At 67.6% G+C, this 12,029-nt stretch carries 10 protein-coding genes, 1 tRNA gene and 2 pseudogenes; 8 read left to right on the forward strand and 5 right to left on the reverse strand.

From position 1 onward, the window contains the following. The first annotated feature begins 243 nt into the window (after positions 1–243). Entirely contained in the window at positions 244–588 is a 345-nt protein-coding gene (locus tag P2L57_RS21960) for an MmcQ/YjbR family DNA-binding protein (protein WP_275817147.1), read from the forward strand. Between the two features lie 45 nt (positions 589–633). Here P2L57_RS21960 and P2L57_RS21965 read toward each other — a convergent pair whose 3' ends face one another. Then, positions 634–1,683, reverse strand: a complete 1,050-nt coding sequence (locus P2L57_RS21965) for a sphingomyelin phosphodiesterase (RefSeq protein ID WP_275817149.1) — start codon at positions 1,681–1,683, stop codon at positions 634–636. Between the two features lie 314 nt (positions 1,684–1,997). Here P2L57_RS21965 and P2L57_RS21970 point away from each other — a divergent pair, with 314 nt between their 5' ends. The 3 genes and pseudogenes from P2L57_RS21970 to P2L57_RS21980 form a co-directional block, all read left to right on the forward strand. Continuing rightward, the gene (locus tag P2L57_RS21970) at positions 1,998–2,465 is read left to right on the forward strand and encodes a universal stress protein (RefSeq protein ID WP_275817150.1); all 468 of its coding nucleotides are present in this window, start codon (positions 1,998–2,000) and stop codon (positions 2,463–2,465) included. A gap of 32 nt (positions 2,466–2,497) precedes the next feature. Beyond that, entirely contained in the window at positions 2,498–3,463 is a 966-nt protein-coding gene (locus P2L57_RS21975; protein WP_275817151.1) for a pirin family protein, read from the forward strand. 246 nt (positions 3,464–3,709) lie between these two features. Further along, positions 3,710–4,139, forward strand: a pseudogene (locus P2L57_RS21980) (GTP-binding protein); the annotation flags it as partial. A 214-nt stretch (positions 4,140–4,353) separates the two neighbouring features. Here the strand turns inward: P2L57_RS21980 and P2L57_RS21985 are convergent. The 3 genes from P2L57_RS21985 to P2L57_RS21995 all read right to left on the reverse strand — a co-directional run bounded on the left by P2L57_RS21985 (position 4,354) and on the right by P2L57_RS21995 (position 6,590). Beyond that, entirely contained in the window at positions 4,354–4,743 is a 390-nt protein-coding gene (locus P2L57_RS21985; RefSeq protein WP_275817153.1) for an SPDY domain-containing protein, read from the reverse strand. A gap of 351 nt (positions 4,744–5,094) precedes the next feature. Further along, positions 5,095–5,817, reverse strand: a complete 723-nt coding sequence (locus P2L57_RS21990; RefSeq protein ID WP_275817155.1) for a dienelactone hydrolase family protein — start codon at positions 5,815–5,817, stop codon at positions 5,095–5,097. A gap of 284 nt (positions 5,818–6,101) precedes the next feature. Then, positions 6,102–6,590, reverse strand: coding sequence for a DUF8453 domain-containing protein (locus P2L57_RS21995; RefSeq protein WP_275817157.1), 489 nt, complete (start codon positions 6,588–6,590; stop codon positions 6,102–6,104). A gap of 76 nt (positions 6,591–6,666) precedes the next feature. Here P2L57_RS21995 and soxR point away from each other — a divergent pair, with 76 nt between their 5' ends. From soxR to P2L57_RS22015, 4 genes are all read left to right on the forward strand, one after another. Beyond that, complete coding sequence (gene soxR, locus P2L57_RS22000) at positions 6,667–7,152, forward strand: redox-sensitive transcriptional activator SoxR (protein WP_275817159.1); 486 nt, start codon at positions 6,667–6,669, stop codon at positions 7,150–7,152. Positions 7,153–7,284: 132 nt separating this feature from the next. Next, a tRNA-Pro gene (locus P2L57_RS22005) sits at positions 7,285–7,358 on the forward strand. Between the two features lie 956 nt (positions 7,359–8,314). Further along, complete coding sequence (locus tag P2L57_RS22010; protein WP_275817161.1) at positions 8,315–10,168, forward strand: RNA-binding domain-containing protein; 1,854 nt, start codon at positions 8,315–8,317, stop codon at positions 10,166–10,168. A gap of 172 nt (positions 10,169–10,340) precedes the next feature. Continuing rightward, on the forward strand, positions 10,341–10,544 hold the full coding sequence (locus P2L57_RS22015) for a hypothetical protein (protein WP_275817163.1): 204 nt from the start codon (positions 10,341–10,343) through the stop codon (positions 10,542–10,544). Positions 10,545–10,764: 220 nt separating this feature from the next. On the opposite strand, the pseudogene P2L57_RS22020 reads toward P2L57_RS22015, so the two are convergent. After that, a pseudogene (locus P2L57_RS22020) lies at positions 10,765–11,845 on the reverse strand (integrase core domain-containing protein). Positions 11,846–12,029: the final 184 nt, after the last annotated feature.

A 12,029-nucleotide genomic window follows, 5' to 3' on the forward strand; every position in this document is an offset into this window, starting at 1 on the left:
GGAGTGCGAAGTCTCGGGCGGGGGTCTGGAAACGAACAAGGGCGCGGTCCAGTTTGCCCCTTCGCGATCGTCGGGACGTCAGCCGACGGGAGCGCGCCGTGGTCGCGCCGTACTGCGCCGGGAGTACGAGGGGTGGTTCCGGACGCGTCGACGGCGCACGGAAGCGCTGTCAGAGGCCGTTGTCAGTGGCGGGCACTACCGTCGGTGGTGAACGGTGGTGAATGGTGGGAACGGAGGACCGAGATGGCCGACGCCGACGATGTCCGTAGAATCGCGCTCTGCCTGCCGGAGGCCGTGGAGAAGCTGGCCTGGGGCATGCCGTCCTTTCGGGTGCACGGGAAGTCCTTCGCGTGGCTCGCCGAGGACGACGCCTCCATCAGCGTCAAGTGCCCGATGTCCGACCGGGACGAGCTGATCGCCGCGGAACCGGAGAAGTTCTTCATACGGCGCGGTCACGATGACAACTTCGCCTGGGTGCGGGTCAGGCTCGCCGCCGTGGAGGACCTCGACGAGCTGCGGGCCATCCTGCTCGACTCCTGGCGGCAGGCCGCGCCACGGCAGCTGGCCGCCTCGTACGAGGACGCGTGACTCGTACGAGGCGGATGCTGAGTTGACCGTCAGCTTGTTGGGCCGTCAGCCCAGCTGGAACGTGGCCTCGACCGGGTAGTGGTCGCTGGGCGCGTTGGTGTCGGTCTGCCCCGACGTCCAACCGCTCTGCGGGTCGAAGTCGAGGGCGACGTTCGGCAGCGCGGTCGGCGTCGGCCGCCCCGGCGCGTCGAGGTAGCCGATGTAGTCCACATCATCGGCGTAGTCGGTGGGGAAGCTCTCCACACCCGCCATGTACTGGCACCAGGCCGACACCTTGCAGTCGATGGTGGTCAGCGTCTGCGACGGGTCGCTGGCCGGAGTGCCGAGTACACCGCCCACCGCGGCTTGGGCGTTGGCGTAGTCGCCGCGCGTCTGGCCGTTGAAGTACTCGACGTTCAGATCGCCACCGATGAGCACCGGGGCGCTGGCACCGACGATGCCGTCCACCCAGTCGCGGATCTCGCCGAGCTGGGCGAGACGGGTGGCCTGCGTGGTGTCGGTTGAGGTGTTCGACTGGTCGGCCTGCAGATGTGTGCCCACCACCCAGGTCTTGCTGCCGTTCTTGTCGACCTGGACGAGCGCGGCGCCCTTGTTGGCGTTGTAGTCCCACGTCCCCGAAGTGGAGTTGGTGAAGACATGCGCGTACTGGGCGGTGATCGGGTACTTGGACAGGATCATCGTCCCGCCGTTGATCACGAAGGGGGAGTTGGAGCAGTTGCCGCTGATGCCGTTCCAGCCCCCGCCGGAGCACGCCTGGCCGACCACCGGCGTCCGGTAGGGGTACAGGTCGGAGAGCTTCGCCGTGATGTCTTCGGTCGAGGAATGGTTGAACAGTTCGTCCAGCACGACGACATCGGCGTTGCGCTGGCGTACCACCGACTCGACCACGGGGGTGCGCTGAGCGGCCTTCTCGCTCTCCAGCGTGTCGACCGCGGCCGTCGCGAGGTCGACGTTCCACGCGAAGACGGAGAGCGAACCGCCCGATCCGCCGGCCGCGCTCTGTACCGGCTGCGCCACGGCGGGCTGCGCCAGTCCCCCGAGGAACAGAGCCGTTGCCGCGACCATGGCCGCCGCAGTCGATCGACGAGCGATCACAAGTGCCTCCTGCTGGGTGAGGTGGATGCCCGACCGGTGGCACGGACCCGGAGACGGTTGCGTGCCCCGCCAGGTCCGTGGGGCCGCGGAAAGGCAGGCGCACGGTAGCGACTGGTGAGTACGGTGAGGCGAACGGCAATGGGTTGCCAAGCGGCGCGTTGGCCAAGGGTTCACCAATTCGCGGAGGGGGCGTGGGCCCGCGTCGCTGTGCGGCCCGCGCCGTGCCGGTCCAGGCGTTCGGATGGCACCCGTCCCGGCACCGTGACCTGGCGCCCCGGTCGGGAGAAACGTTCTGGCCCGACTACGCTCAAGGTGTGACTGACAACAAGGGCGAGTCGGTTTTCGAGCTCGGCACCGACGGCCCGAAGGTGATCGTCGTCGGGGTGGACGGCTCCGACTCGTCCTGGCGGGCGGCCGCCTACGCTGCCGGGCTGGCCCGGCGGCAGCGGTCGCTGCTCGCCATGGTGTACGTGCAGCCGATGGCCATGGTCGGCTCGGCCGGCCTCGGAGTGCCGATGGCCGAGGCAACCTCGCAGATCGCGGAGGAGATCGTCGCCCAGGTACGCGAGGCGATCGAGCGGATGGGGGAGGTGTCCACGCTGCGCTGGGAGTTCCACACCTTCGCGGGGGAACCGTTCACCGGCCTGTCCCAGGCCGCCGACCAGCTGCGTGCCGACGCCGTCATCGTCGGCGCCTCGGAGCAGGCGGGGCACCGCATCATCGGCTCGCTCGCGGTCCGCCTGGTGAAGGCGGCCCGCTGGCCGGTCACCGTCGTTCCGTAGCAGCCGTCGTGAATCACCCTACGGTGGGCACCATGAGCAATCTCGATCTCAAGCCCCAACTGTCGACGTGTGGCGGCCGCGCCGCGGTGGCGGCCGAGCCGGTGCGCGAACTCATCACCGGACGGCCGGTGTTGCTGGGCGAGAGCACCGAAGTGCGGCGCCTGCTGCCGAGCATGGGCAGGCGCATGATCGGCGCATGGTGCTTCGTCGACCACTATGGCCCGGACGACATCGCGGAAGAACCCGGTATGCAGGTGCCACCGCATCCGCACATCGGCCTGCAGACGGTCAGTTGGCTGCGCGAGGGCGAGGTGCTGCACCGCGACAGCCTCGGCAGCCTGCAAACCGTACGTCCCGGTGAGCTCGGCCTGATGACGTCGGGGCGCGGCATCGCGCACTCCGAGCAGTCCCCGTGCGAACACGCCCGCCTCCTGCACGGCGCACAGCTGTGGGTCGCGCTCCCCGACGCCCACCGCGCCACAGCTCCCGCCTTCGACCACCACACCGCACTGCCGGTGGTCACCGCTCCGGGCCTGCGGGCCACCGTCATCCTGGGTGGGCTGGACGGCGCCGTCTCGCCGGGCAGGACCTTCTCCCCGCTGGTCGGCGCCGACGTGATGCTCGACTCGGGCGCCGATGTGACGCTACCGCTCGATCCGTCCTTCGAGTACGCGGCGCTCACCATGTCGGGCGGCGCGATCGTCGACGATGTGCCACTTGCCCCCGGCTCGCTGCTCTACCTGGGCTGCGGCCGGACCGGACTGCCACTGCGCGCCGACACCGCGACCGATCTCGTACTGCTCGGCGGCGAGCCGTTCGAGGAGAAGATCGTCATGTGGTGGAACTTCATCGGGCGGACCAGCGAGGAGATCGTACAGGCCCGCTCGGAGTGGATGGAAGGCACTCGCTTCGGCGAGGTCCACGGCTACGACGCCCCCCGACTCACCGCGCCCACACTCCCGCCAGGGCCGCTGAAACCGCGCGGTCGTGTGCGCTGACCTGGCTATTCGCACCCGGCAGCCGATCGCTTAGGAAGTGACGCCGGAGCCGCTGACTGGTACTGGGAGGGTCGGTCGAGCTTTTGGGCGAGGGCTCTGCGGAGCCTGAGCGAGATTCTCAGGCCTGCTCGGCTGTAGCAGGGTTTACTCGGACCAATGCTGACCCCCTGCTGAATTTCCTGACGGCTTGTCGGCTGACCCGTCCGTGGACGCGCGGCGGACGTGGTAGAGGCTGCCGAACACGCCATAGCGCACGATCGAGACACTCCTGCACAGGCACACCGCTTCCTGGACCGGATCGCGCCCCTGTGCACCGAGGAAGTGATGACGCAGGTCGGTGCCTTGGTCGACAACCCGGCGAAGTGAAGACAAGACCACTACCACGGTGGCCATCCACTTCAGACGCCTCACCCGTGCCAACGATCTCGTGCTGTACCTGTTCGGAACCCCGGGACAGCGACGGTTCCACCTGTTATGGGAGGACATCGCTCAGGGAGCACTCGGCGCCCTGGCCATGGTCGACACCCGCCGCCTGGAAGGGTCCTTCGAAGTAATGGACTTCGTCGAGGAAGCGGAGCAGCAGCACGCAGTGGCCATCAACACCTCCCCCGAAGCCCCGACCTACGACCTGGACACGCTGCGGGACCACTTCGACCTGCACCCCGACACCCCGCTGCACCTGGTCGAAAACCCCCGCCGATGGCAAGTGGCCATCCCACACCGGACTCACCAGTGCTGCCGATGCTGGCCTGGCGCCGCAACGTGCGGGGCCATGGTCTGGATGGTCCGGGTTTTGGTCAGGCCGAAGAGATGTGGTGTGTGGCCCCGACGTAAGCCCTTCCCCCGTATAGGAGGTGGAAGAAATTACGGCTAGCTCCCGGTATTGCGAATCACCGGTGATGCGATTGGCGACGCACGGTGTTCGTCGGCAAGGGTTGGGAGGTGGCCAGCACCTTGGCCACGGTGGTGGCGACGATCTCTGCTGGGGTCTCGGTGTCAAAGGAGATGCTGTAGCCGGGCACCGTGTTGGTGCCGGTGACTGCGAGCTTCCAACCCTCTTCTTCGGTTCCGGGGCGTCCCAGCGGAAACCATCCGAGAGAGAAACGGGAGTCCTTGGAACTTATGTGGACATCTGCTCGGCCGTCCACGATCAAGGTGAAGTCCTCGGCGTCGAACTGACCGATGACCGTGTTTGGTTGGCCCGGACCGAGTCGCCAAGAGCGCAGCCGAAGGGCCTCGACGGTCGTGGAGAATCCGGGCCGAGCAGCCTCTACGCCCACGGGTAATCACCTCTCTGACATGGGGTGTTCCGGGAAACGCCTACATTGGCATGCTCCTGCCGCTGCTCGCGAGTCCTTTCGGGAGCACTTCTGTCTGCCCCCGGCGAACTGTCCCTGGACAGTGAAGCCAGCCGCCCTGTCATTCAATCGAGGCGTTTGACACCGAACCTAGGCGTCCACGCCCTCGCGCCGCCCCGACCGGCTGGTACCGCCGATGGCTGGTACCGCCGCGATCGGGGCGGTTGTGCATCTGCCGGCCACCGCTCATCGAGGAGGGCCGGGACCCGTCCTCGATGAGCGGCACCCTGGCCGACAGTGCCTACCGGCTGCTGCCGGCCTGGCGGCCCGGCCTCACTTCAGGTGCCGGCCGAAGAACCGGCCCCCGTCTTCCACCTCGAACCACGGGGTGCCGGTGTGCCCGCCCAGATTGGCGTGCATCGTCTTCTCCTTGGTGCCGAAGGCGTCGAACAGGTCCAGGGCCCGCTGGCGGGGGTTCCCTTCGTCGTCCCACTGCAGCAGGAACAGCAGCGGAATGGTGACCTGCCGGGCCTCCTCGCGTTGGGCGCGGGGCACGTAACCCCCGGCGAAGAAGCCGGCGGCCGCGATGCGCGGCTCGACCACCGCCAGCCGAATGCCGACGGCGGTCCACCCCGAGTACCCGACCGGGCCGCCGATCTCGGGCAGCGAAAGGAGGGCGTCCAGGGTGGTCCGCCATTCCGGGACCGCCTTTTCGACCAGCGGGCCGATGAAGGACTCGAAGATCTCATCGACCGGCTCGCCGGCCTGCATCGCCCGGCGGAGGTCGGCGCGGGCCTGCTCGTCGGCGGCGGAACGGGGCCGGTCACCGCACCCGGGGGCGTCGATGGTGGCCACCGCGTAGCCGTACGCCGCGGATTGCCGGGCCCGGGCCACCAGCCGGGATTCCCCCTTGGGCAGGCCGTTGTTGTGGGCCATCAGGATCAGCGGGGCCGGTGTGGCGGATCCAGGCGTCCACAGGGTGCCGGGGATCTCGCCGAGGGTGAATTCGCGCTCGAGGACACCGTCGTCGAGGCGCTGTTCAGAAGTGAAGTGCATGGTCGTGCCTTTCGGGAGTGCTCTTGAACGGCGCTCCCGGACGACCTATCGCCCGACCGTGACCCCGGAGGGGAGCACCCATGTCGATACTGCGTTCACGGGTACCACCTCCTCGTTCTTTCGCACGGCCTCCAGGAAGGTAGCAGTGGTCGCCGTGGTCCGCCAAACGGTTTTTTGCGGAGGCGCTGTGGCCGGATGCCACGCAGTCACTCGCCTAAAGGCCAAGGCCGTGTGGTTAACAAGCCCTAATAGAATGATCGCCGGCATGACGCGGAGTAACCCGTTCAACGCATAGGGCGTAGGACGGCTGCGTAGTCCTCTCCGCCGTACAAGGACTCGTAGCGGATCTTGAGTGTGAGCCGCCGGTTGATCAGGTCCTTGACTTCGGCGTGGTTCTGCGGGTCGTAGCTCGCGACACTCAACAAGTACTGTTCGTAGTCGATGGCGATGACCTCTCCTTGGCTGAAGGTCACAGCGGATGGGCGCACCGACAGGCGGTCTCGGACACGATCAGCACTGCGTCTGTCCCAGGCGCCAATCACTTCGTCATCGACGGTGAGCGTGCTCTCGACGATGACCGCCGGCCCAAGTCCGGAGTTGATGAGCCGGATCCCAGCTCTGCCTCCCGTCGGCCAGCCGCGGTGTAGTTGGAGTATCGGGCGCACCGAATGGCGGTTGTGTTGCCGCATGGCGTGCGCCTGGTAGACCGAGACGATCAGCGATGCGACAGCGATCACGACCGCGCAGATCGCGGTGACGGTGTCTGCGTTCATCCCATCCCCCTGGTGAAGCCTCCCCGCTCTGACGGCATCCGAACCGATCGTCGTGTCCCATCCCGACGTTCACCGGTTGTCCAGGCCATGGGGGCGTCGCCACGCACGCGACCGCCTCACCATCGGCGAACTCGCCGCCCGCATCGGCCTGGCCACCTCCGCCCTGCGGTACTACGAGGAACTCGGCCTGATCCACTCCGAACGCACCGCGGGCGGCCAGCGCCGATACAAGCGGGCCACGCTGCGCCGTGTCGGCTTCGTCCGCGCCGCCCAGCAGGTCGGCCTCACCCTCGACGAGGCCCGCTCCGCCCTGGCGGAACTCCCCTCCGGCCGCACCCCCAACGCCACCGAATGGGCCCATGTCACCCGCTCCTGGCAACGCCGCATCGACGACCAGATCGCCGCCCTGGAACGCCTCCGCGGCCGCTTCACCGGCTGCATCGGCTGCGGCTGCCTGTCACTGACCAAGTGCCGCCTGTACAACCCCGCCGACACCGCCGCCGCCGCGGGCGCCGGTGCGCGCTACCTCCTGGACGGCCCAGCCCCGAAACCGCAACGTTGAGCGACGGTTACGTAAAGTGTTTGCCGCGTGACGTGGCGCATTCACGTTCGGGCCGTGAGCGGCCACCGCGCGAAGTGCGGTATTGTTCTCGTGCGCGGTCAGCCGGGGGAAACCCCAACGCGGGCCAAGCACCGGGACGTGGCGCAGCTTGGTAGCGCACTTGACTGGGGGTCAAGGGGTCGCAGGTTCAAATCCTGTCGTCCCGACTTGCGAAACCGCAGGTCGAAGGCCGTTTCCGTGAGTAACGGAAGCGGCCTTTGTCGTGTTTGCGGTGGGAGCGAACGGGGAGCCCTCTGGGAGCGCTCTTGCTCCCAGCCTCAAGTGGTGTCAATCGGGGGCGATTTGTCCGTCATCCGATCGGGTCGATGTGGGGCTCGGTACGGGGACGTTGCGCGCCGTCGTCAACCGTTGGGTGGCGAGGTCACCCGGGATGATGTTGATGTAGCGGCCATCGAGAGGCCAAAATGCCCCTTGGCGGGTTCTGGCCGACCTTTGGCCAAGGGAGCGGAGTGCGATGCTCCCCATGGGACGGGGGTGGCGGGGTAGCCGGAATGGCTGAGGTCCTCTATGCCCGCAGGTCAGGGCGCCTTGCTTTTGTGCGTTGCAGCGCTCGCCGTCCCGTAAAGCCCGGGCAATGCCCCTTGGTGCCGCTCCGCAGACGGGGCACTCCCAGGGCGACCGGGCAGTACGGCACCGCTGCGCGCGGTACGGGGTCCTTCGGTTGGCCATGGGACGTCTAATTGGACACGTCTCCGGAACGCACCTCAGGGGCATGGGGTCTCTGTCCGTGGCAAAGGGGCCTACACGTTTACTTCGTGAGAAGTCCCTCGTCGGGGATCACGCTCGGTTCGACCTGCCCGTGGTCTTGACTGCCCGAGGGATGAGCAAGTAGCCCCCACCCCTCCGGCATGTTGGCCTACCAATGATTGAGTGTCGCAGCTGTGGATGAGAAGTGATCGGGCATCAGCAACGCTGGCGGAGGGTTCGTCTGTCGCGCCGCAGGTTCGAGCCCTCAGGGGGCGTAACAGACTTGTGAACAGGCGCGAACCGCAATCTTCTGGTGCGCTGGTCTCGATCGAGGTGACGTACACGCTGTTCGCGCCTCGCAGCTGCTGATTCCGTTCTCGCGTGTGACCAGTGAGGTGTGGACTGGGAGAATGGCGTGGTGTCAGAACTGCTGTTGGACCGTGCTCGTGAGGCCGTAGTTGCGCAGGCCCCGGACAAGCTGCTGGGCCTACGCGAATGTGTGTGGCTGGACGCGAAGCGCGACCCTTACCACCTGTCCAGCCCGGCGCAGATCGAAGAACTCACCAAGGATGTCGCAGCGTTCGCCAACGCCCCGTCGGGCGGGCTGCTGCTCCTGGGCATCAGTACTCGACGCGAGGGTGACAGTGAAGTTCTGTGCGAGCTGTGTCCGTTCGAACGCGATGCGGTCAACCTCGACCAGGTGCGCAAACTCATCCGGGAGCGCATCACCCCGCCGCCCCGTGGCGTGGACGTGGACTGGATCCCGTGCGACGAGGGCCGCGGGATCGTCGCCGTCGACGTGCCGCCGCAGCCGTCGTCCAGTCTTCCGTACGTTCTGGCAGCACCCGTCGGCAAGCACGGCCAGGTCAACCAGCACACAGTGGTCGTCCCGCTCCGAGAGGCGGATGGCACGCACTGGCTGCCGAGGAGCGAGGTCCAGCGCCTGCTGGCCGCCGGATGGGCCTCCCGCAGTGGCCCAAGCCCGCAGTTCCTGGCCAGCGTGGTTGAGAAGGCGGTCTCCGAGGCGCACGACCGGACCCAGAATGCAGGTCCCGTCTATCGGCCGGGGCAGGGTCTGCCGGCGCGTGAGCAGGAATTCGCCCAGGTCTACGAGGCACTGCGCGGCACGGTCCCCATCGGCGCGCCCTCGAGCGAGGTCTTGTACGAGGGCGTGGGCGTCGTGCAGCACTTCGCGCCCGCCACGCCTTCCGGGCACGGCTGGGTGCTGTGTGCCTTGCCGCAGCGGCGGCCGGTCGCAGTGGCCGAGCCGCTGTGGCTGGAGCTTCTCGCGGCCGGCGGCGCGGCACAAGGCGGCGACCCGACGGGGGCGCTCGGCTATCCGGTCGCCGACCCGAGTGAGCCGGCGATCTTCGACGCGGACACCCCGGTCCTGGAGCTGGAGGCGGGCCGTTGGGGAAGGGGGCGGCTGGTGCGCGGGGCAGACGGGCAGTGGCGCTGGGAACCGGTGCCCCGAATGGGCTTCGACCTCTCGCCGTCGGCCCGAAGCTGGACCGGCGACCGGAATCCGCCGCAGCTGCGGCTACGCGCCTTGGTCCGGCTTCTCTGGGCCGACGCCGGCACGCTCGAGGTCTCCACCGACAAGCACCGACAGCTCAAGGCCGCCCTGCCCACCAGCTCATTGGCCAGGGCGGTGGCGGTGCTCTCCACGCGCCGCGGGGCGCACCTGCCGGCGGACGCGTGGATGCCCGGACCGCACTCCAACTCACTTAACCAGGTCAGCTACTCCAGCACCGTCACCGCACCCGACGGCTCTCCAGCGCTGGTCGGCGAGGTGATGATGGCCCTCGCCAGCTGGGGCGTGGTCACCTGCGCCGAGGTCCGCGTCGCGGATACCACCGCCTGGCAGGCAGCGCTTGGGGCCGCCGCTGTGGCCGCAGACGCGACGAAGCTGACCCTGGAGGAAGTTCAGGAGGTCCTGTTCGCCGCCTGGACAACTGCCGCTCACCTGCTGCCGCAAGCAGCTACCCCTCGGCCGTCCAACCACCGCTGGTCTGGCAACCCCACCGTTGAGCTCTGCCTGTCAGCCGAGCACGGATACGACCAGTCCGGCCCTCATCTGATGCTCCCCGACCTGATCGACCTCACCCCGTTGGGGCCGACCGACCGGACCACGTTGCCGGAGATGTCCGTGACCATCACTACGGTGCCCTGGAAAGCAGAGGCTGACCAACGCCAACTGCTGCGCCGGGCCCTGGCACGGATGGTTCACGGTTTCGGATTCCTGGAGGCCGACGAAGCACGGCTGTGAGCCTGGGGCCAGTGTGCCCGGTCATGACGAGTGACCGCCACGGCTCGACTCGGTAGCGTTGCCGTGCAGGCGAGATTGAGGGAGGGGCTCGTGAAGTACGGGGATGCTACCTACATGGCGGCCAGAGACGCGCTGGCGGAGATCCTGCGGGGGCTGGGCCCAGGAGGGGCGCGTGGACACCTACAAGGCGCTGAGTGAGGTCCTGGCGCCAGATCACCGGGTGCAGTATCACGGCGGGATGTTGGCGCTCCTGCTGGCGGATGTCTGCGGCAAGGACAACAACGGGCCGGTGCTCTCGGCCATCGTGGTCAACGGGCAGAGCAAGAAGCCGGGCAGAGCAAGAAGCCGTCGGGCCAGTTCTTCGAGCTGGCCGTGACTGAGTTCAACCGTCGCGACCCAGACTGGACGTGGCAGCAGGAGCGATGTGTGGATGAGGTATTCGGCAAGAGCAAGGTCACGGCGCTTCGACACGAGGGCTGCGTGCTCTCAGTTCACAGACTAGAGGTCCAATTACCGTCGCCCGCTGGAAGGATCCAAGGTATCTTGTGCCGCTCGAAAATACGATTCGTGCTGTGACCTGTGCTGATGTCGTTGGGTCAGGCGGCGCGTTGGCACTCGTTGGCCAGGCTGTCGAGGACGGGCCGTCGTCGGATCCGGTGGCCCTGGGAGTCGGTGACGGCGGCCGGGGTGGGCGGTTGGTCGCTGTCCGGGGGTAGTTGTTGCCGGGATTGGTGGGGGCGGTGCCTGTTGTAGTGGCGGATGTATTCGGTCAGTGCTGCCATGGCATGGGCTTGGTTGTAGATCAGCATGCGGTCCAGGATTTTGCGGCGGAGGGTGCCCACGACTGTCTCGCAGATCGCGTTCGCTCTCGGTGCCTGTGGCGGGCTGAGCAGGACCTGCACGCGGTCGGCCTCGAAGATGCCGTCGAAGTAGCATGTGTACTTGCTGTCCCGGTCGCGGATGAGGAAGCGCAGTGAGTCCATGCGGCACCCCAGTGTCATGGCGAGATTCCTGGCCTGGTGAACGGTCCACTGAGCCGTGGGGTGCGCGGTAACGCCAGCGGGGTGCAGGCGCCGGGTGCTGTGTTCGATGAAGACCAGGACGTACAGCCGTCTGAGCGAGACCGTGTCGAGGTGCGGGAAGTCGGCGGCGATGGTGCCGTGGGCGTGTGCGGTGAGGAACTGGCGCCAGGTCGGCCCTGAGCGCTGCGGGGCGGGATCGATGCCAGCGGCATGCAGGGTCGCCCAGGCCGTGGACGGGGCGATCGGGTAGCCCAGGCGGGAGAGTTCGCCCTGTATCCGCCGGTGGCCCCAGGTGCTGTTCTCCCGGGCCAAGCGCAGGATAAGCTGCTTGACAATGGGTGCGGTACAAGGTCGGCCAGGGCGGCGCTGGGTGAACGTCCACTTGCGGGCGAGGGGTTGACGGTGCCAGGCCGGCAAAGTGGTGGGGGTGGCCCCGAAGGCCTGGCGTCAGCGCTCTCGAGGGATCAGCCGGGAGAGCGCGGCGAGCCAGACGCGGTCAGCCGGCTCGTACCGGACCCGGGCGATCTGACGGTGCAGTCGCATTCTCATGCCGTAGCACCAGCACTTCAGCATCTTTGGCCGCGCGACTGCGCAGTACGACAGCGGGCACTGTGATCAGATTCCGGACCAGCGTGGCGACGACCGACAGCGACATCCGCAGATCGTCGCAGGCCGATCGAGGCCGCGCCGCCAGGATCAGCAAACCTGCAGGCCACAGGCGCGAATCGTATTTTCGAGCGGGACAGGGGAGTAAGCGGTCGTGGTGGAGTTCAGGTTCAAACGTGTAGCGGCCGCCATAGCATCGGCGTCCACGATTCACAAACCCGCAGGTCAGCCGG

This window comes from Streptantibioticus ferralitis, from assembly GCF_029223525.1.
Classification (GTDB): Bacteria; Actinomycetota; Actinomycetes; order Streptomycetales; family Streptomycetaceae; genus Streptantibioticus_A; species Streptantibioticus_A ferralitis.